Annotated in this window: 19 protein-coding genes; 6 read left to right on the forward strand and 13 right to left on the reverse strand. The window is 33.5% G+C overall.

Features of this window, described 5'->3' with window-relative positions; genetic code table 11:
• Nucleotides 1-7 precede the first annotated feature (7 nt).
• Nucleotides 8-775, forward strand: coding sequence for an ABC transporter ATP-binding protein (locus tag C1Y58_RS09755; RefSeq protein WP_408646593.1), 768 nt, complete (start codon nt 8-10; stop codon nt 773-775).
• Nucleotides 765-2,669: an FtsX-like permease family protein gene (locus C1Y58_RS09760; protein ID WP_105615856.1), complete on the forward strand. Its 1,905-nt coding sequence runs from the start codon at nt 765-767 to the stop codon at nt 2,667-2,669. The genes C1Y58_RS09755 and C1Y58_RS09760 overlap by 11 nt, the downstream gene beginning before the upstream one ends.
• 23 nt (nt 2,670-2,692) lie before the next feature.
• Here the strand turns inward: C1Y58_RS09760 and C1Y58_RS09765 are convergent, their stop codons facing one another.
• The 8 genes from C1Y58_RS09765 to C1Y58_RS09800 form a co-directional block, all read right to left on the reverse strand.
• Nucleotides 2,693-3,265, reverse strand: coding sequence for a DJ-1/PfpI family protein (locus tag C1Y58_RS09765; RefSeq protein ID WP_105615857.1), 573 nt, complete (start codon nt 3,263-3,265; stop codon nt 2,693-2,695).
• Nucleotides 3,266-3,461: 196 nt separating this feature from the next.
• On the reverse strand, nt 3,462-4,589 hold the full coding sequence (locus C1Y58_RS09770; RefSeq protein ID WP_170311566.1) for a DUF4932 domain-containing protein: 1,128 nt from the start codon (nt 4,587-4,589) through the stop codon (nt 3,462-3,464).
• Between the two features lie 190 nt (nt 4,590-4,779).
• A complete protein-coding gene (locus C1Y58_RS09775) occupies nt 4,780-5,967 on the reverse strand; it encodes an ABC transporter permease (protein ID WP_105615859.1) in 1,188 nt (395 codons plus the stop codon).
• Nucleotides 5,961-7,271, reverse strand: a complete 1,311-nt coding sequence (locus C1Y58_RS09780; RefSeq protein ID WP_105615860.1) for an ABC transporter permease — start codon at nt 7,269-7,271, stop codon at nt 5,961-5,963. Before C1Y58_RS09780 ends, C1Y58_RS09775 begins: the two co-directional genes overlap by 7 nt.
• Before the next feature lie 12 nt (nt 7,272-7,283).
• Complete coding sequence (locus C1Y58_RS09785; RefSeq protein WP_105615861.1) at nt 7,284-8,225, reverse strand: ABC transporter ATP-binding protein; 942 nt, start codon at nt 8,223-8,225, stop codon at nt 7,284-7,286.
• 35 nt (nt 8,226-8,260) lie between these two features.
• Nucleotides 8,261-9,211, reverse strand: a complete 951-nt coding sequence (locus C1Y58_RS09790; protein WP_105615862.1) for a hypothetical protein — start codon at nt 9,209-9,211, stop codon at nt 8,261-8,263.
• 128 nt (nt 9,212-9,339) lie between these two features.
• Nucleotides 9,340-9,984: a response regulator transcription factor gene (locus tag C1Y58_RS09795; RefSeq protein WP_105615863.1), complete on the reverse strand. Its 645-nt coding sequence runs from the start codon at nt 9,982-9,984 to the stop codon at nt 9,340-9,342.
• Nucleotides 9,977-11,095, reverse strand: a complete 1,119-nt coding sequence (locus C1Y58_RS09800; protein WP_157950035.1) for a sensor histidine kinase — start codon at nt 11,093-11,095, stop codon at nt 9,977-9,979. The genes C1Y58_RS09795 and C1Y58_RS09800 overlap by 8 nt, the downstream gene beginning before the upstream one ends.
• Nucleotides 11,096-11,307: 212 nt before the next feature.
• Between C1Y58_RS09800 and C1Y58_RS09805 the strand changes: the two genes are divergently transcribed.
• The 4 genes from C1Y58_RS09805 to C1Y58_RS09820 are packed head-to-tail and all read left to right on the forward strand — an operon-like array spanning nt 11,308 to nt 15,323.
• On the forward strand, nt 11,308-12,048 hold the full coding sequence (locus tag C1Y58_RS09805; RefSeq protein ID WP_105615865.1) for a YIP1 family protein: 741 nt from the start codon (nt 11,308-11,310) through the stop codon (nt 12,046-12,048).
• A gap of 29 nt (nt 12,049-12,077) precedes the next feature.
• Nucleotides 12,078-13,424, forward strand: coding sequence for an efflux RND transporter periplasmic adaptor subunit (locus tag C1Y58_RS09810; RefSeq protein WP_105615866.1), 1,347 nt, complete (start codon nt 12,078-12,080; stop codon nt 13,422-13,424).
• Nucleotides 13,417-14,121: an ABC transporter ATP-binding protein gene (locus tag C1Y58_RS09815; protein WP_105615867.1), complete on the forward strand. Its 705-nt coding sequence runs from the start codon at nt 13,417-13,419 to the stop codon at nt 14,119-14,121. The genes C1Y58_RS09810 and C1Y58_RS09815 overlap by 8 nt, the downstream gene beginning before the upstream one ends.
• Nucleotides 14,118-15,323 carry an ABC transporter permease gene (locus C1Y58_RS09820; RefSeq protein WP_105615868.1) on the forward strand — a complete coding sequence of 402 codons (1,206 nt, stop codon included), beginning with the start codon at nt 14,118-14,120 and terminating at the stop codon, nt 15,321-15,323. The genes C1Y58_RS09815 and C1Y58_RS09820 overlap by 4 nt, the downstream gene beginning before the upstream one ends.
• Before the next feature lie 99 nt (nt 15,324-15,422).
• Here C1Y58_RS09820 and C1Y58_RS09825 read toward each other — a convergent pair whose 3' ends face one another.
• From C1Y58_RS09825 to C1Y58_RS09845, 5 genes are all read right to left on the reverse strand, one after another.
• Nucleotides 15,423-16,493, reverse strand: a complete 1,071-nt coding sequence (locus C1Y58_RS09825) for an FAD-binding protein (RefSeq protein ID WP_105615869.1) — start codon at nt 16,491-16,493, stop codon at nt 15,423-15,425.
• Between the two features lie 22 nt (nt 16,494-16,515).
• Nucleotides 16,516-17,211, reverse strand: a complete 696-nt coding sequence (locus tag C1Y58_RS09830; protein ID WP_105615870.1) for a 2-phosphosulfolactate phosphatase — start codon at nt 17,209-17,211, stop codon at nt 16,516-16,518.
• Between the two features lie 286 nt (nt 17,212-17,497).
• Nucleotides 17,498-18,736, reverse strand: a complete 1,239-nt coding sequence (locus C1Y58_RS09835) for a uracil-xanthine permease family protein (protein ID WP_105615871.1) — start codon at nt 18,734-18,736, stop codon at nt 17,498-17,500.
• A 25-nt stretch (nt 18,737-18,761) separates the two neighbouring features.
• On the reverse strand, nt 18,762-19,289 hold the full coding sequence (gene pyrR, locus C1Y58_RS09840) for a bifunctional pyr operon transcriptional regulator/uracil phosphoribosyltransferase PyrR (protein ID WP_105615872.1): 528 nt from the start codon (nt 19,287-19,289) through the stop codon (nt 18,762-18,764).
• Between the two features lie 280 nt (nt 19,290-19,569).
• Nucleotides 19,570-19,920: a hypothetical protein gene (locus tag C1Y58_RS09845; RefSeq protein ID WP_105615873.1), complete on the reverse strand. Its 351-nt coding sequence runs from the start codon at nt 19,918-19,920 to the stop codon at nt 19,570-19,572.
• Nucleotides 19,921-20,230: the final 310 nt, after the last annotated feature.

Here is a 20,230-nt window from a genome sequence, read left to right on the forward strand (position 1 = left end):
GGAGGTTATCATGTACTTATTAGAAGGTAATAACATCACGAAAATTTATCAATCTAGAAAAAATTCTGCAGTAACCAAAGCTGTTGATGGTATAGATATACGTATAATGGAGGGAGAATTTGTAGGCATAATGGGTCCTTCGGGGAGTGGTAAAACCACTCTACTCAATGTTTTGAGTGGGCTTGATGACTTAACCAACGGCGAACTGTCTATCAATCAGCAAGATTTACTTAAAATGAATGACGAGGATTCAGCTAAATATCGAAGAAAAAATATGGGGTTTATCTTTCAAGATTTTAACCTATTAGATAGTCTTACTTTGGAGGAAAACATTCGGTTACCTCTCATTCTAGATAAAAAGCTGACTATCAAGAAAGAAAAAGATGTACAACGTATTATCTCTTATTTAGGTATTGAAGCCATTAAAGATAAGTATCCTTGGAATGTATCCGGTGGTCAGCAACAACGTACTGCTATTGCTATGGCAATGATCAATGATCCTAAAATTATCTTTGCAGATGAACCTACAGGTAACTTGGATTCCAAGTCTTCTAATCTTGTGATGAGGAGTCTTCAACGCTTGAACAAAGATGAGAAGCGAACGATTCTCATGGTGACCCACGATCCTTTCGCTGCTAGCTATTGTAATCGGATTCTCTTTCTAGTTGATGGTCGAATTCACTTAGAGATTATCAAAGAAGGTTCTAATAACACCTTCTTTGATAAAATACTCGACTGCTTTACTGTCATGGGAGGTGTGGAAAGTGACTTTTAAGACCATCGCTTTGAAGAATCTACGTTTTAATATTAAAAAATATATATTATTTATAGGTTCAGGTTCATTTACTATCATGATTTTTTACTTGATTACCTCTCTCTACTTTAATAAAAACTTTATGAATCAAGCACCCCAAATAGCTCCTGAGATTATTTTATTAGCTATTATACTAATTGGCTTTTTCTCTTTCGTTTATAGTTTCTTTTGCTATAGTTTGTACATTAAAGCTAAATGTAAGGAGATGGGTCTTTACCAAGTTATGGGGTTATCCAAAAAAATGATTAAATGTATTATTTCATTTGAGATGATAGGTATGTCAGTCATAACTTTACTTCTTGGTCTAGTGATGGGATTACTGTTTTCCTATATTTTTATACTAGGTGCATTGCGTTTTACCAATCTCGATGTGATTCGTTTTGAAGTTGACTTAATTCCAATAGGTATAACTTTATTGACCTATGGAACTTTTTATACTCTAATGATGTTTATACAAGTTAAGACTGTTTCTAGTCAGAATGTTATTCAGCTAATGAAAGCATCAAGAGTTAGTCATTTCACCAATAAATGCAATAGTAAGACAGCAATAATGGGATTAATCATCATCATTGGTTCATTTGCAGCAGCATTTTACCTACGCATACATAGTGAAATTCCCTTTGTCATTGCTTATTTTTTGATCAGTGTATTGATAAGTCTAGTAGGTCTTTATCTCACTATTAGTAACCTTAGCGCTCTCATTATTCAAGTTTTAAAAGGTCATCGCAAGTGGTTAAGTAATCATATGATCAGTATAAAAGAATTAGATTACCGATACTTCCAATATAAAAATACGATTTTTCTTTTAACACTACTAAGCAGTATCACTTTGATAGCTGCTGAATTTGCTGTCAGTAGTTATATGACATTACCCAATTACTATAAAGCTTTTGAGTTATATGATATGGTAGTTGTAAGTGAAAGTACAGATGAGATTAACCTTCATGAAGCATTAAATGATTATATTCATTGTGAAGGGATTACACCCTCCTTTCATACTTTTTTTTCGTGTCCCGTTATTAAGATTATAGGAAGAGATGGAAGCTATGTCAGTTACTCAAGCCTATTATCAACTTCACAATATAATCAACTATCAGATAACCCTGTTACTCTTTCTCCTGGTGATTGGCTTTTTACCCATAGTACATACTATGAGGTTGACTATTATGATTACTGGGGTCCTTTCTATTATAAGAATAAGGATGAAATGATTGAAATACCTGTGGTCAGTGAGACAAGTCATGTTTTCATTAATGATTCAGTTAGGAATGATACTTTTCTCATAATAGATGACACTTATTATAATGAATTAGAAAAAGACTATATGGATACTAGAACATATCATTTAATAAATTTTAGTGATATGAGGGATGAAGAACGGATGTATCAATTCTTATATTCGATTACAGAAAATCCTAGACACTCACTTTACTCAAAAAAGTACTACTTAGACAAGAAGAGCAAAGAGGTTTCATTTACTGCTTATTTAACGCTATCAGTTAGTATAGCATTTTTTGTTGCTCTTTGTAGTTCGTTATATTTCAAAATAATAAGTGACATGGATATTTTTAGAGACAGTTATAAAAAACTCTATCGAATAGGTATTACAGCCAAAGAAATGAAAAGTATTATGAAAAAGATTATCTCTCCAATCATTATCGCTGAAAGTCTTTTAGGAAGTCTTTACTCACTTTACTATTTTTTTGTGTTAGCATGGGAATCGCCAACTAGCTTATTACAACAACATTTTCATAATATTTTAATGATTATTGCCTTCTTTTATATGACTCAATTTATCCTTTATAAAATAATCATTTATAACATTTCTACTTCCATAAGTAAAAAGGGCGTGTGATCCATTTGGATCACGAGCCCTTTTTATCCCTTAAGAATTTTTTTATATTCTTCTATGTCTTCATCGCTATAGAGTTTAAGATATTTCGTGATTGCAATAGCGAAATCAATGAAAGCAACTCCTTTAGCAGTTATGACGTTCTTGTCTATCATAACTCGGTCATTGACATAATTTTCTCGTGGAAAAGGATCTTCACCATATAAAGCTTTGTGATCATCAGACCAGTTAGCTAAAGATGTTGCAAAGCGATGATGATCAAGTATGCCTGCTTTAGCTAAATAATAAGGTGCTGCACAAATGGCAGATACAAGCTTTTTCTCCTTATATAGTTTTTGAATAAGTGTTATTAGATGAGGTCGCGCATCCATGTTAAAACCGCCTGGAATAATTAATCCTTCTGTCTCCTGATCCAGTACTTCATCTACTGTTTTTTCTGGTAGGTATACTAAACCACACTTTGATCTGATTGGGTCTAAGGTATAGGCTATGGGGGTTATTTTGTATGCTTCTTCACCACCAGCACCTAAAATATGCGCTACTAATGTGACTTCAAAATCAGCCATATCCTCGTAGAGAAAAAATAAGATATTCTTCATCTAAATCCTCCTTTGTATTTATAATCTATGACCCAAATTACTCACAATCAATCATTAAGCTATGCACCGCATTTGAACCTCTAAGCATCCTTATCATTTAAAGGTGATCCAGGTGGAATCTTAAAACAAGAAGGATACAAATAAATCCAAATTCAGCACATATCTTCAACGTTTATCATGAATAATTTGGTTCTGATTAATCATCTGCATAATAATCAGCGATAATTTCATCCTTACTATAACTTAACTCCTTAATATAGTATGGAATAAAATCTTCAAAATGGTTAAACAATTGCTTGTTCTCAGCATAAAAAGCAATCTGTTCTACAGATTCTTCAATCATATAAAAACCTTGCTTAACCTGATAGTCCACATATTTTATATAAGTTGCCTCATCATACTGTGTCTTAAGGTAATAAGCCGTAACGCTTCTCGTTAAGAGTTCAGATAAAAAAGTATTCATGTCAATAATATTTTTTTCTTTCATTAAGTTAGTAACAGGATAAAAATAATGAACAAGTCCCAGTTGATTAATTAGTTCTTGATGTCTATTAATTAAGGGCTGGTAGAGGAACTTACTCCAACGACTAATCGTTAATAAGTTCTGATTAGCAGTTGTTTGACTACTACTATCAGTTAAGTAAAAGATATGAAAAAGTATGTTTTTATCACCCTGCTCCTCAATAAAAAGTACCATATCACTATGATCAACATCAGGTATGAGAATAATATTATAAAACTCTATTGGTTGTCCAAAAAAATTACTTAACCAAGTATAGAGCCCTATATCTAAGTCGTTTCTAAAATTGTAAATAATATCTGTATAATCAGCTATATCACTGTCATAGTTCTGGGTTTTATAATGACACTGTTCATAGAAATCCTTTAAAGAATGGTAGAATTGTAATGATGGGCTTTCTTTCTCATCTAGTTGGAGATGAAGCATGTTTGTACTATAAGAGTTCTTCACACTTATATAATTGTAAAGCTGGTTTTTTGAAGAGGATGTTAACATACTCTTCGTCTGTTCTACTATACCATCTACTATTTCTTGTTCAGCGGACAAATAATGAGAGGCATCGGGGTTTTCAATCATGTCAATTAGTTCCGTTAATAATTGAACCTCAGGAATGATCTCAATAATCATCTTAGGGTCATTCTCTGAAGCTGCTTTATTCCTATTAAGATCAAACTTTTCCACAATCCCTGTCTCTTGAACTTGATCATCAGCTTTTCCGACATACATGCCAACTGCTACGCCTAATAACATTGTAACTAACAGCGCTATAACCAATAAAAATATGTATTTTGAAGTATTAATCATCCCCGAACACTCCTTCGTGCCCATTTCTCCTCTCATTATAATACGTATGGTAAATTTATGCAATATAATCACTATAATTATTCAATGAGTACTTTAACTTAAATTCTTATATACTTGACGCTATTAGTCTTACTTGAAATACTAACATTTAAAAAGCTTACCCATTACCGGATAAGCTTCTCATTTATTTCTATTCGGTTCTTAAAACACGCCTACCCACCATAAAGAATAAACAACTCATTAAAAGCATTACAGCGATAGCTTGATAGGCTTCTATTGCTCCATGATCATTCATAACTAGCATCTTAATTGAATTTAATGCCCATTTATGTGGCGTAATATTACTCAAAGTTAATAGTACTTTGTTGGTTACTATCTCTAGGGGCCACATACAGCCCCCTAGCATACCTAAGCTTGTTAATACGATAGGCGTAATAGCTGATAATTGACTATAGGTTTTAACAAGACCCGATAAAAATAGTCCTAAGCAAGTCATTGCTAATATAAATGTAAAGAAAACTAATAGTATCAGAGGTAATTGGTTTCCCCAATCCACATTGAATAAATACTTACCTGCTAAAACCAGAATAGTAATCTGAATAATACCTTGAAAAACAGTAAAAATCATATTACCTGCTAAATATATATCCTTTGATACTGGAGATATCATGATACGATTGAATGTATACTTTTTCTTATCACTTAATATATCAGCAATATTATAAACTATTGGAAATGTACTGAAGAATAACGTAAAGCCAATTAAAGTGTGAATAAGATTGTCATATGAGTTATTAGACACTTTATCACTGCTGGTTATAACATCGGAATTAAACGATTGTAAATGTCTCTGTCTAACATTATAGAGTTTATAGTTATCTATTAATTGACTATTGAAACTTTCCTCTTCTATATCATTGGTGTCACCAATAAATTCATATAAGGTCTTCATTAATTGTATCCTTGATGCCGTCAGCTGCATGGTGCTTTGCAGAAGATTATTCAATTGAATTGTTTCAACGACATCTTTCTGCTTGATTAATTCAACCCTTACTTCTTTACCTTGTTTCAAATTTTCTCCAAATTCGTCCTTAATAACAACAGCAGCAACAGCTTGATTATTTTTTACTTGAGACAGTGCCTTATCTTCATCTGAAGAATGAAACTCGAAGATATCATGTTCTAGTAATTGTTGAATAAATAACTCAGAAGATGTTGATTGATCTAAATCCACAATGTAAACTGGTGGATGATAATCTCCTCCCATAGAAGTTCCAAAGATTGCAGTAAGAAAAAGACCCAACCCAACCATAATAAGCATGATAATAAAATTATTTTTGAATGTTCTCGATCTTAAATAGAGAATTGCTTTTAACATGTTATACGGTCACCTCTTTTTCTTGTTAGAATAAATGAAATACCTAAAAATACTAGAGTAATGATTACCAAAGCAAGAATATTCTCAGATACTTCACTGATAGGAGCGCCAGATAATAATTTAATCGTACCATCTAGATAAAGCCCGTTTATTGTAAACTTTGATAAAACCTGAATCGGCTCAGGTAAGACATAAATAGGTATATAGCTACCACCTATAAGAGCAAGTATTTGAACCACTACACTTTCAAATGCTGCTAAAACAGTATAATTATTAAACACTAAAATAGCAAAACTGAACATCAATCCTAAACTTCCAATAGCGCACGATGCTACAACACTTAGTAAAAGTATATCACTTAAATTATTCCAAGTGACACCGAACATGATACGAGAATAGACGATCATTGTAAGTACTTGTATCATAGCGATGATTACTATTACCAAGAATTTTGCCATAAAAATTTTCTTTTCATGTAATCCGGCTACTAAAATTCGTTGATGGGTTTTTTCACTTAACTCATCCATTAAAGTACGACCAGCCAACCCAGCTGTAAACAACATGAACATAGCTAGCATACCTACGGTGACATAGGTAAAACTATCAATAACATGGTAACCTTCTACGGTACGTTCATAAACGGTTATAGGTAGATCATAGCCATCACTATAGATGGATTCAAACAGTACATCCATTTCACTTAATCCTTCTAAGCCTTTATAACCCAATACCGTATCCATTGCAATGGACTTATTGATAATATCATTATTAAGCTTTTCGTTGAAACCATTAACTAAATCAATGACAACATACTTGAAATAATTGGATTCAGGGTTAGGAATGATGGATATAGTAGTTCTATTTCGGTTAGGTGTATACAAACTAACAAAACCATTTAAAACAAAATCTTCTGGTAGAATAACTATAGCTGATATTTCATTGTCAGCTATATCTTTCTTTGCCTCTTCCATAGATGTTACCTTATATGTTATTAATGATGGTAACTGATCTAGAAAATACTCAAAAAACATAGTATCCAGATTATAGTCCATTAGTGTCTCTTGATCTAGCTCCATATTATAGCTATTCTTAGCAAGATTCTTAAAATTTTCTACTTCATCTTCCAGATTATATTCTTGTACTATATCGATTTTAATAACATCTTCTATACCAAATGAACCAAATGTACCTTGCAAAGCAAAGCCAAGAATGGATGATAAAATAATAGGCATCAGGAGAATAGTTACTAACAATTTTCTGTCCTTGATAAGGATAACAAAATCTTTTTTTAATAAATTCAGCATTCTTCCCCCTCCTTAATCTCTAAGTGTTCTTCCGGTTAAATGAAGAAAAACGGATTCTAAGGATGGTTTTCTTATTTCCAAAGATAGAATATTGATATTTAGCTCAGATAATGTATTAACGATGTGATGACTTATATTCCCATTCTTTTTAGTGTGTACAACTATCTCATCACTGTCTTCTTTTATTTCTACATTTAATACATAAGCCTGGTCACTTAGCTTTTTGATTAAGTTATTGCGTGATCCCTGTATCTTGAGCACTATCTGCTCTCCCTCATCGATGGTGTCAAGTAATTCGCTTTTTGTACCAGAAGCAATAATTTTACCATGATCCATGATGATAATTTTATTACATAGCTGTTCAACTTCCTCCATGTAATGACTTGTATATATAATTGTACTTCCCTTATCATTCAAGTCCTTCACAATATCTAATATATACTGTCGTGATTGTGGATCAATACCAACAGTTGGTTCATCCATAATAACAATGGATGGTTCATGCAATAGTGCTGCACCAATATTAAGGCGGCGCTTCATTCCACCTGAAAAAGTTTCAACTTTGTCTTTACCACGATCTTCAAGGCCAATTCGCTCTAGGATTCCTTTTGCTTTCTTCTTCAGAGTAACTCCTTTAAGTCCGTAGGCCTTTCCCCAAAACATGAGGTTATCATATGCTGTTAAAGTAGTAAAAAGTGCAATTTCTTGAGGTACGAATCCTAAATCTCTCTGTATTTTTCCAGGATGTTTGGCGATATTTTCACCTTTATATAAAACTTCGCCATCGTTTGCTTTTATAAGTGTGGAGATAATGGATATAGCTGTTGTTTTCCCTGCACCGTTTGGTCCTAATAGACCTAATACCTCCCCTTCTTCGATCTTAAAGGAAAGATCATTAACAGCAGTAATTTCTTTATATTGTTTTTTTAAACTTCTGATTTCAAGTAAGGTCATCTTTAACCACCTCTTTTTCTATGAAATAATAATTATTATCTTTCCTCTATAAAGCATTTCGTTTCTTTTTGAAATTCATCCATACTCAAGCTGTTATCATCTGTTAACTCAGGAAAATTGAAGTCCTGCTCATTATAAATGTCCCACTGTTCCATACGAATTGTATATACCTGACTCTTTAATGGCATTTCTGCATTCTCATAAAGAACAGTATATTCTATAGAAGTATCAATAACAAAACCATCTGCATTAATATAACTCATTGCAGTTATCGACATATCAGATTTTAATAGTTCTGACTTTAAATCATCTATTAATTGAATAAACTCCTCCTCCGTTAACACAAATTCAGCATAATTGTTTACTGTTGAGAGTATTAACTCACTATTGCTTTTTAGAATCGAAGATAGTACGGTTACTAAAGTCTGTAATTGTTCTTCATTCAGTTGTATTGTATACTTCGTTGCTTTCACATCACCATCTTCTGTGGTCATGATAGTTTTCTCGCCCCTTACGACATTCTCTTCTTGGAGTACTTCCAACCATTTCTCCATAAAGGGTTGAAAAATAATAGTAAATATTTCTTCATCTTGCATGGTTGCAACCTCTTGATTCATCGTATTATCGTGGATAATCAGGTAATTTTCATCAAAAGGTAGTTTTATGAAGATATCATTTCCTTTAAGATAGAAAGAAAAATCCATCCCTAAATCACCTACATCAATATAACTGTGGGTTTCTAACTGTTCATTCTTCGAATCTGTAAAATCATATTGACTGTAGATTTGAAATTGTAGTTGATCTCCAAAATCTATTTCTTTACCTTCCCTATAAGTGTTTTCTACTTCAATACTAATAAATGACTGACCTTGGTCAACAGCTTCCGTACGCTCTATTGCTTCACTATAACTTCGTAAAGGCTCTTTAACTTGGCAACTTGTCAAGAAAATACTTAATAACAATATTAACGCAACAATTCTTTTCATTACCTTCCTCCAATCTATCCTATGTCTTAAAGGATTAAACTATCTCTATTATAGCTCATTCTCCCATTAAGGTCTTGTTACTATTAGCTATATATGTTATAGAAACCATGACTTTCGTCATGGTTTAACTATAAAACATTATGCTGTAGAAGATAAATTGCCAGCTGGGTTCGATCTCTTAGATTTAATTTACTTAAAATATTGGTTAAGTTATTTTTCACTGTTCCCTCAGATATATATAACTCATCAGCAATTTCTTTATTATTCTTCCCTTCTATAACCAAACGGCATACGTCCTTTTCTCGCTTAGTCAAAGGGATGTCATGGAATTCATTAGTTTGGTCATTTGCCAGAGATAACTCGATAAACTTTTCAATTAAACGATTAGCTGAAGTTGGCTCTATCATTGCCCCTCCTGCATTAACGTTTTTAATAGCCTCAATAATTTCACTTGGCTCTGCATCCTTTAATAAATAACCTGAAGCTCCATAACGAAGAGAATCAAAGATATAAGCATCGTCATTAAAAGTAGTTAGCATAATAATCTTTATATGAGGATAGTCTCTTTTAATTTTCTTTACAGCTTCTACACCATTACAATTTGGCATCTTAATATCCATTAACATGACATCAATACTTTTCTCTTTGCATAATTCATAAGCTTCATAACCATTGCTGGCAGAACCAACAACTCTGATATCTCCATGACCAACGATCATTTTTAACCCTTCAATCATAATTCTTTGATCATCAACTAAAGCAACTCTAATCATTTATTTCCCCCTTGAAAGGTATATCACCTGTAATTTTAAATCCTTCATTACCATCAAAATCAATATGACCGTTAATGTTATGAATACGTTCTTCCATACCTTTTAAACCATTTCCTTTAATAAACTTATCATTTGAAACACCATTATTCAATATTTGAAAGATGAGTTTCTTTTCAACAGTGGACATACTGATTTTGATGCTAGAAGCATTACCGTGTTTTATAGCATTAGTCAGTGCTTCTTCCACCACATGATAGAGGGCATATTTGGAGACCGGCGTTAGTTTTGGTATTATTTGTGGAATATTAAATTCAATATCTATGCCAGTCCTTTTTTGAAATTTAGCAACTAGCTCAGTGATTTCTGGAATAAAGTCAATATCATTTTGGCTTTGATGTAGGGCATCAACAACCATCCTTAATTCCTTAAGTGCTTCTCTAGCTGTTACTTTTGACTCTATCATCATATTTTTTTGTTGCTCATTATTAGCGTTAATCTGATAATCCAACATCTCCAGTTGCATAATCAGACTTGTTAATTGGTGGCCTAACGTATCATGTAAGTCCCGAGCTACTCGTTTACGCTCTTCAAAACGGGCTAATACCTTGATTTGCTCTTCGCCTTTCCTTTTTGCCTCATCGTATTTATTAAATATATATACAATGATTAATACCAGTACTAACGCAATTTCTGCAAAAAACATTTCTGATATATTTGAGTAATTGGGATTCAATGTGAGAATATACATATATTTAAATAGTGAAGTTAGAATTGCAGTTATTCCTATGACAATTCCTCGTTTTTCTTTCAAAAAGTAAGCACCCTCTATGATGATAAGCATATAGAAAAAATGGAAATAATAATTGATAACATATTTTGTTTCCATCTCCATTATCATGATCATGAAAATCTCTATTAAGATGAGAAGCATCAACCTTATTTCATTCTTTTGCCACTTATAAGTTAGAAAACTCATGACTATTATTAAACAGTAAGAACTAAAAAGCAAAGCAAACCTTTGACCAAATGCTTGTTCATAGAACATTGAAATTATAAATAAGAATGTAATTAATATCGACTTAATATATATGAATTGTAATATATTTTTCATTTCTAACCCCTCTATTAACTGCATTTTACTCTTTTTATTCTATATGACAAGTAGTTTATAGTCAATATTTACCTATAAAATCACTCAACACAATGAAAAGAACTGTTAATTTGACATTATTCCATTTCTTGACACAGTACTAATACTTGTAATACAATATGCTTAGTACCATTAGAATATAATGGTAACATAACTTATAAGGGGGATTTTTTATGAGCGAAAATCAACAAAATGTAAATGAAGAATGGGAACGCGAAGTCCTTGTTGAAAAGAAACCAGTCATGTCTTTAGGCAATAAGGTTGTTAAGATATTCACTTCACCCTATGAGGTCTTTGAAAACCTAATGGATCATCCTAAGATTTTATTACCTTTAATTGTGGTATGTATATTAGGTTTGATTAGTACTTTAGCAAGTATGCCTTTTTCTCAAAAAGTAGCTGAAAATATGATAGCCATCTATGAGCAATATGGAATACCAACAGCTGGTGCAGATACATTTACAGGTGTTGTAGGTATTGTTACAGCACCTTTAACAATACTAGTAGGCTGGGCTTTATTTAGTGTTTTATATTGGATCGCAGCTCGTATTTTTCAAGTTAAAGTCAGTATTAATCAGGTTTTCTCTGTTTATGCACACACTTTAATTGTACAATATGGTATTTCAATTATTACAATGGCGCTTAACAGTTTTGTATTTAAATCTGGGGTAGATTTCTTCAGTTTAGGTGTAATACTCCCTAACATGGATGTAACATCAACCCTTTATTATTTCCTACAGTACTTCTCATTACCAATGCTATGGTCTCTTGTTCTTACCGGATTAGGTTTATCTTATCTAGGGAAAAAGAAAGCCTTCATGGGTGTTTTATCTGTTTTTCTGTGTTATTCTGCAATAGCTTATGGTATGTCTTTTATGGCAACATTAGCTTTTAGAATGTTTGTACCAAGTTAAATTTATAACCTTAATTTAGGAGGCAAAAAATGAACAAAAAGAAATTAATAATTGGCTTAAGCATTTTAGCAGTATTTACTGTATTCATTGTTATAGGCGTTCTCAATTCCGACCAGCTTGCTGCTTCAGCCACAAAGGTAACATTAACAGTTAATACTGACGATGCCGCAACTCGAGAAATTGTGTCTCAAATAACTGTAAAAGGTAGCATTAAACCTATTAAAGAAGAAAAAGTTTATTCTTCAACCTTAGCTCAAGTAGATACGCTTAACATTGATGCTGGTGATCAAGTTAAGAAGGATGATATCCTATTGACTTTTAATGACACTGAATACACTCAGTTATTAAGCCAACTGGAGCAATCAGAAAAGAATTTATTGATACAAGACGAATCTTTAGTTGATAGTAATCAAAGGGATCAAGAAGCCCTTAACCAAGCAAAGCAATTAGTCGATCAAATGTCTATAGCTAGAGAGCAAACTGAAAGAAATTTAGAAACAGCAATTAATGATCATGAAAATAGCCTACAACTCTTTGCTGCAGGTGCTATTAGTTCGGAGCAACTCGATGCTTCTGAAGATAATATCACGAGTTTGAAAGAAAAACTTCAATTAGATATAACAGCATGGGATAATGCGAAAGTAAGTTATAATAATTTATTAGCTTCTGGACAAAATACTTCTGTTATTCAAAGAGATATCCAAAGCCTGCAAACGGAAGATTTAGCTAATCGAGTTGAAGACTACGATTTAGAAATATTAAGCCCAATAAACGGAACTGTTTTATCTGTCAGTGTTGAAGAAGGTTCCATGGTTAATCAAACTGTACCTGTGGTAGAAGTTGCTGACCTTAGTAATTTTATCGTTGAAGCTTATGTTTCTGAATTTAATGGTCCATCTTTACAAATCGGTCAAACTGCTACGATTAAAACACGATCTCTGAGTCCGATTGAATTTAATGGTGAAATTACATACATTTCACCACTGGCTGAAAATGATCCCACAAGTAATTCAGCTACTAAAGCTGTAAAAGTTGAAATTACACTTACTGATTATGATGCATCTGGTGAAAATTTATTAAAACCTGGTTATACTGTTGATACAACTATTACATTGGCAACAAAGGAAGATGCTGTTGTTGTACCAATTCTTTCTACTTTGAAAGATAAGGAAGGCAATTACTTCGTTTATGTTGTTGATGTAGAAAATATGGTTGAGAAGCGTACTATTGAATTTGGTATCTTATCGGATTTAGATGTTGAGGTTGCTGGTGTTGAAGAAGGTGAAAGTGTAATTATAAATCCATCCTCTCAAGTAAAAGATGGAATGGAGGTTATTCCAACTCCTAAAACCGAAGGGGATGAATCCAATGATTAAAATGAATGATCTTGTAAAAGTATATCAAAATGGGTCACTCCGAGTTAAAGCATTACACTCCGTTGATTTAGAGATTAACGAAGGCGAATTTGTCGCCATTATGGGTCCTTCTGGTTCTGGTAAATCAACTTTAATGAATATCATTGGTTGTTTGGATCAAAGTACAGACGGAGAGTACCATTTAGATGAAGTAGATATTCATCAACTAGACGATAATGAACTTGCAGATATTCGTAATCAAAAGATTGGTTTTGTATTCCAATCCTTTAATCTGTTACCTAAACTAAGCGCTTATGAAAATGTAGAGCTTCCAATGGTTTATGCAGGCTTCTCTCATAAAGAGAGAAAAGAAAGAGCTGATAGTGCCCTTGCTAAAGTTGGCCTATCCGATCGTGGTCATCATAAACCCAATGAACTTTCTGGTGGTCAGAAACAGCGTGTTGCTATTGCAAGAGCTCTAGTTAATAAGCCAGCTATTCTATTAGCTGATGAACCTACTGGTAACTTAGATACGCGTTCTGGTAATGAAATTATGGATATCTTTACTAAACTTAATGAAGAAGGTTCAACTATTGTAATGGTTACTCATGAGTTAGAGATTGCTCAATTTGCTAACCGTATCATCATTGTACGAGATGGGGATATTGTTACAGATACAACACCTGAGGCTTATGGAAAGGCAGGTGTTACTGGATGAATCTAATGGAAAGCTTTAAAACTGCTTTAAGAAGTATAGCTACGAATAAAATGCGTTCTATCCTCACCATGCTTGGAATTATTATCGGTATTGGTTCAGTAATTATGATTACCGCCATTGGTGCAGGAAGTCAAGATAAATTGACAGGTCAATTTGAAGATATCGGTGCTAATATGTTAAGTATAAGCGTGGTTGATCCAGATAGTAACAGTGATTACCTAACTGTTAGGGATGTTGAAACTGTTAAAAAGCACCCTGAAGTCACTTCTGCTTCAGCTTACAATACCATGTTTGGTGAAGTCAGACTTCGATTACCTAATGAAAAATCCGATGCTTATATTCAAGCAGTTAATACTGAACTATTGACTATTAACAATTTTAAACTCCTTCAAGGTCGTTACTTTGTTAGTATTGAAGAAGAGGCACAAAGTTATGTAGGTGTTATCGATAATCGACTTGCTCAAAAGGCATTTGGTCGTGAGGATTGTATCGGTGAAAAAATCACTGTAGATCTTTATCAAGGTACTTATGAGTTTACAGTCATAGGCGTTATTGATCACCCCTTAGGTGCTATGGTCAATATGTTAGGTGAGGATATGATATGGTCCTACGTCTTTATACCGCTCAATACAGTTCAATCTATGTTTGGCCACGATTACGTAGATGGTATATCCGTCAGTACTTTAGATCGCAATAACAACGAGATTGTCGCTGCTGAGATTACAGATATGCTAGAACGTTCTCATATGAACGAAGACAAATATAAAGTAGAATCTGCTCTAGCTAACATTGAATCATTAAATGATATGATGGCACTATTTACTACCTTTATAAGTTTCGTTGCAGGTATCTCCTTATTAGTTGGTGGTGTCGGTGTTATGAACATTATGCTTGTTACAGTAACCGAACGTACAAGAGAAATTGGGATAAGAAAGTCTCTAGGAGCTAAGAAAAAGGATATTCGTATCCAATTCCTTATTGAAGCTCTTATCATAACCTTTATGGGTGGTTTTTTAGGAACAATATTAGGTTACTTAGGTGCCAAAGGTGTTGGTAGCCTAATTAGTGTAACACCTTCTATGTCAGTTGGTATAATTGTACTTACTACCATCATATCTGCTACAATTGGTATTGTATTTGGTGTATACCCTGCTAACAAAGCTGCAAAACTTGACCCAATTGAAGCATTACGTTATGAATAATTGAATTAGTATAATAAATACTTAGAGGATGATTCTTAGGAATCATCCTCTATAATCTTCTCGATTAAGTTTTGATCTATAAACGGTATCTCCATTTGTCTAGTCATCTATATCCATACTCAGAACACCTGTTGTCATAACTATTTTACGAAGCAACTTGTTATACATAAATGGTGCCTTAAGATTCTTAAAAAGTATATTTGCATAAAGCTTTTTTAGATAATGGTGATATTCTTTTTCAATATCTTCCCTTCTACCATTGATACTTTTTGCTAAAGCTAGTGAACTTCTGAATGCATAACTAAAACCTTCAGCTGATGAGGGGCTTATAAATCCAGCTGCCTCACCAATTAAAAATACATTTTCCTGACCTATAGATATCTGATTAAGATGCATTGGTCGATTGATGATAGCCCCTTGCCTTTTAGAACACTCCTCTAGTTCATACCCTCGTTTTGTAAGTTTTGATTTCAATAGCTTAAATTTCTTATTAATCTCTTGACCTTTAGGGATGGCAGATCCTAGTATTAGATAATCGCCTTTTGGTATGGTCCACGAATAAAAGTCAGTCACTTCTCTATCAAATATAGTGGTGAAGTAAGGTGTTGTTTGACTTACTTTGAACCACTCTTCTATGGAAGCATAGACTTCAGGCTGTTTATGTGGGTGATGCTTTTCAAGTTGTTTCCTTACTGTAGAGAAAGCACCGTCAGCTCCCACTATCATTTGAGCTTCAACTTCATAAACCTTACCGTATTGTGTATATTTAAGAATATATCCATCTTTAACTCTTTTGAAATTTTTAAAATGAGCATCATAAACACGACGAACATGATCGGGTATAAAGGTGTTAAACCATCTATCCAATCTTTCTCGATCAACATTGATATAATGACGTTGGTAATAACGTTCCAGATCATTATCTAAATCAATGGTTCGAACAGTAAAAAGCTGTGGACCTGTCAAAATATCCTTAGGGATGCCCCTACCAAGATGAGCAAGCATTTGCTGTGCATCAGGAGCTAACAGCCCTCCACAACACTTAACGATACCCCCACTTGGTTTATCTAAAGAACGTTTGTCAAGAATCAAAACTTTTAACTTCTTATCTAAACGGGCTGCTAAGGTTGCCCCAGCAGGTCCAGCCCCAATTATAACAACATCATACATACTCTATCACCCTTGTATCTTTCTATATATCAATTCTTTTCATCTCATATAAATCATTATCGACTTTTAAAGCTTGGATAACAAAGTTAAACTGATCAGGTTCAAGGCATAGATCAAAATCCTCTTTTGGCTGACTGTCTTGAGTGTCTTTATTAAAAAAACGTTCTCCACCTTGATTTCTCATTATAGCTTTTAGATCATTTAGATTGAAATCCCTATAAGTCAGTAAGGCTTCTATGTACTTGGCACATAAAGTATCCTCTTTGGCCTCCCATTTTGTATTATTCCCCATACATACCAAAGAAACACGATCATAGTTATTTGCCTTGATATACTCCGATATAGCTTTGGCATTTGCAAAACTACCTGTAATTATTTCATCTGCTAAAGTTGCATGAACAATGCCCTGTGTCCCTGCGCTTGTGGTATGAACAATTGTCTTCGCTTTAAGATTCGTGGCAAGGTTCAAATAATGTGGCGAATTACCATAATGAAAACCATCTAATAAAAAGCCATTACGTTCTCCTATTAAAATAACATCTGGGTTTTCTTTTTTCATTACAAGTGCTTTTTCAATAGAACTCACTGCGTAAACTCGATGTACACCCTGGTGAAATAAAAAGCACTCCACTGTAAAAGCTCTAAAAACATCTATGATCACAGTTAGACCTTTTGCTTGCTTAGCACCATCTAATAGTTGTAATGTCTTAATTTCCATCTGAATCACCTCACATCATTTTATCATATTTACCTGAATTCAAGCAACTACCATTACTCACGTTTCAAGTGTGTGTTAGAAAGTATGGTTCCTTGCTTGATACCTCATTACTTTTATAAGCAAAACGCAGTACTTTCCTACACTAGTACAAAAGTGGCTAACGCGCACCTTAAAACTGGAATAGGAATGTACGGTACCTTGCGAGCAAAACGCGAACTTTCCTATTCCATTAAAAAAAGGGGGACTCTTACGAGCCTCCCTTTTGTAATCATTTATTAGATGTTGATTAAATTTCTTGTGGCAATACTTTATTTAAAATAACACCTGCTAAAGCAGCTATGGCTAAACCTGATATCGTTAGACCAGCAGGTAATGGTAATTCGCCTACACCTATTCCTAGTACTAAGATTACAGATGCTATGATTAAATTCCTACTATGAGCAAAGTCTAATTTTGCATTAACCATGATTCGCACCCCTACAGATGCAATCATACCAAATAAGATGATACTAACACCACCCATTACCGCTAAAGGTATCGTTTGTATAACTGCCCCAAACTTACCGATTAAACCAAGAACGATGGCAAAACAAGCAGCAATTCTTAAGATAGCTGGATCATAAACTTTTGTTACAGCTAATACACCGGTATTTTCACTATATGTAGTATTAGCAGGACCACCTAATAGTCCGGCAATGATAGTTGCAACACCGTCTCCCATCATTGTACGATGTACTCCTGGGTCTTTTAAGAAATCTTTACCTACTACAGCACCGTTTGTAGTAATATCGCCTATATGTTCAATGAAAACTACTAAAGCGATAGGTGCGATGGCAATGATACCTGATAGTGTGAATGAAGGTAATGTTGTTAATGTTGCTAATGAATCACTTTGACCAAAGATAAACCAACTTGCATTGTCGATTATTGAGAAATCAATAAGACCAAATGGTATAGATACGAGATAGCCTAATGTTACAGCTATAAGAATTGGAACAAGTTTAAAGAATCCTTTTGCGAAGATGGATATAACAATCATTGTAATAACAACTACTGATGCAATGATTGTACTGATAGGTGAGAAAACACTTGCACCGTCAACAGTTGTGTAGAAAGCATTTCCAATAGCTATAGGACTTAATCGTAAACCGATTGTCATAATGATTGGTCCAGTTACGATTGGTGGGAAAAATGACTTAACCTTTTCAACTCCAAAGACTTGTATTAGTAAACCCATAATTATATAAATAATACCTGCACAAATTATTCCACCTTTTACTGCGCCAAGCCCTTCTGTTTGTAACGTTAGTGATATAGCACCTATAAATGCAAAACTTGAACCGAGAAATACTGGTACTTTCCCTCCTGTAACTAAATGAAATAATAGTGTTCCTAATCCTGCTGCTAGTAATGCTACAGAAGGATCTAGTCCAGTTAAGAATGGTACAAGAACAGTCGCACCAAACATTGCTAAAACATGTTGTAAGCCTAAAACCATTTTTCTACCTGTAGTAATTTCACCCATGTTGTTACCTCCCTCAAATATCTAACTAGTTTTCAATGACGACACAATTAATGTCATCTGTTTCACTTAAATTAACGTGTACGACTTCATCATCAGAAGTAGGAACGTTTTTCCCAATGAAATCAGGACGAAGTGGTAATTCACGATGTCCCCTATCAACCATAACGGCCAGTTGAATGGAACGTGGTCGACCAGCAGCTATGACAGCATCAATGGCTGCACGAGCTGTTCTTCCAGTATAAATAACATCATCTACTAGAACCACTATTTTGTTCTCTACATCAATATTTAACTGTTTGTTAAGCACTGGATCATCTGACTTTTTCTTTAAGTCATCTCTGTAGAATGTGATGTCTATAACATCATATTGAACGTTAACATTTTCTACTTCATAGATTTTTTTTACAATTCTTTCAGCTAGAGGTACTCCTCTTGTTTTAATACCTAATAAAACAACATCCTCTACCCCTTTGTTTCTTTCAATAATTTCATGAGAAATTCTAGTAAGAGCTCTTTGAATTGCCTTGTCATCTAAAATAACTTTACTTGGCATGTATTCACATCCTTTAGCGCTATTAGAATGGCATATATCTATGCCAAAATACATTAAAAAATCTCCGGAGATAAAAATAGGCAAAAAAAAATCTTACTGGACTAGTAAGATACCTAAGCATGTCATTAAATGCTATACCTATAGCATTGCACACTTTCCACCTTACTAGTCTCACGGGACTAATTTAAAGGTAACCTTCATTAAGTTAAATCTTAATTCTCTATAACTTTATCACAGGATAAATGGTTTGTCTAGTATTTTTTCAAATAATTTATCAAAATTACTCGTTATCGTCATCTTCTTCATATTCATCGTCATCTTCTATAGTAACGAAATCGCTTAACCTAGGCTTCAAATAAACTTGATTCGTTACAAATGGAACAAGCAATACAACTAGCCCTATGCTGTCACTAGACGCAAGGTAATTGAGAATGATGGCTGATAAACAATAGTACCCTGCTACCATTAAAAAATAACGAAAAGCAAAGGTCACTGCTTCATCATATTCGCTGATGTTTTCTTCACTTAAACCTATAATAGATTCAACACGCATTTTACCTGTTTTAACCAAAAATGCCATAATTAAAAATATAACAGTTGCCACTGCCGCTACAACACTATAACCGCTCATATTTTGCCCCCTAATCATTTGAATGAAATATTTACTCACTTTATAGTATAACCATAGCTTGTATGATTTTCAATAATTTTTGCTTAATCTATAAAAAAAATAGCAATTGTTAAGGAATAATATGAAAAATAGCAAAAAAAATAATCGCATTATGCGATCTTCTGTTCATTTAACCTTTTATGCTTGAAAAGATTAAACTTATTCTTTCTTTTCTTCATTTTTCGTCCTTTCATTTTACACCTCCTAAATATTTATACATGTCCAATTTCTAGACTAATAATAGTTTAACATATTAAAGCAAGAAAATCAA

Origin of the sequence: Vallitalea okinawensis (assembly GCF_002964605.1) — a bacterium.
Classification (GTDB): Bacteria; Bacillota; Clostridia; order Lachnospirales; family PQDH01; genus Vallitalea_A; species Vallitalea_A okinawensis.

Excerpts from the sequence above, each read along its gene's own strand:
- C1Y58_RS09765 (WP_105615857.1), bottom strand. The coding sequence starts at position 3,265 with ATGAAGAATATCTTATTTTTTCTCTACGAGGATATGGCTGATTTTGAA.
- C1Y58_RS09770 (WP_170311566.1), bottom strand. The coding sequence starts at position 4,589 with ATGATTAATACTTCAAAATACATATTTTTATTGGTTATAGCGCTGTTA.
- C1Y58_RS09775 (WP_105615859.1), bottom strand. The coding sequence starts at position 5,967 with ATGTTAAAAGCAATTCTCTATTTAAGATCGAGAACATTCAAAAATAAT.
- C1Y58_RS09780 (WP_105615860.1), bottom strand. The coding sequence starts at position 7,271 with ATGCTGAATTTATTAAAAAAAGATTTTGTTATCCTTATCAAGGACAGA.
- C1Y58_RS09785 (WP_105615861.1), bottom strand. The coding sequence starts at position 8,225 with ATGACCTTACTTGAAATCAGAAGTTTAAAAAAACAATATAAAGAAATT.
- C1Y58_RS09790 (WP_105615862.1), bottom strand. The coding sequence starts at position 9,211 with ATGAAAAGAATTGTTGCGTTAATATTGTTATTAAGTATTTTCTTGACA.
- C1Y58_RS09795 (WP_105615863.1), bottom strand. The coding sequence starts at position 9,984 with ATGATTAGAGTTGCTTTAGTTGATGATCAAAGAATTATGATTGAAGGG.
- C1Y58_RS09800 (WP_157950035.1), bottom strand. The coding sequence starts at position 11,095 with ATGAAAAATATATTACAATTCATATATATTAAGTCGATATTAATTACA.
- C1Y58_RS09805 (WP_105615865.1), top strand. The coding sequence starts at position 11,308 with ATGAGCGAAAATCAACAAAATGTAAATGAAGAATGGGAACGCGAAGTC.
- C1Y58_RS09810 (WP_105615866.1), top strand. The coding sequence starts at position 12,078 with ATGAACAAAAAGAAATTAATAATTGGCTTAAGCATTTTAGCAGTATTT.
- C1Y58_RS09815 (WP_105615867.1), top strand. The coding sequence starts at position 13,417 with ATGATTAAAATGAATGATCTTGTAAAAGTATATCAAAATGGGTCACTC.
- C1Y58_RS09820 (WP_105615868.1), top strand. The coding sequence starts at position 14,118 with ATGAATCTAATGGAAAGCTTTAAAACTGCTTTAAGAAGTATAGCTACG.
- C1Y58_RS09825 (WP_105615869.1), bottom strand. The coding sequence starts at position 16,493 with ATGTATGATGTTGTTATAATTGGGGCTGGACCTGCTGGGGCAACCTTA.
- C1Y58_RS09830 (WP_105615870.1), bottom strand. The coding sequence starts at position 17,211 with ATGGAAATTAAGACATTACAACTATTAGATGGTGCTAAGCAAGCAAAA.
- C1Y58_RS09835 (WP_105615871.1), bottom strand. The coding sequence starts at position 18,736 with ATGGGTGAAATTACTACAGGTAGAAAAATGGTTTTAGGCTTACAACAT.
- pyrR (WP_105615872.1), bottom strand. The coding sequence starts at position 19,289 with ATGCCAAGTAAAGTTATTTTAGATGACAAGGCAATTCAAAGAGCTCTT.
- C1Y58_RS09845 (WP_105615873.1), bottom strand. The coding sequence starts at position 19,920 with ATGAGCGGTTATAGTGTTGTAGCGGCAGTGGCAACTGTTATATTTTTA.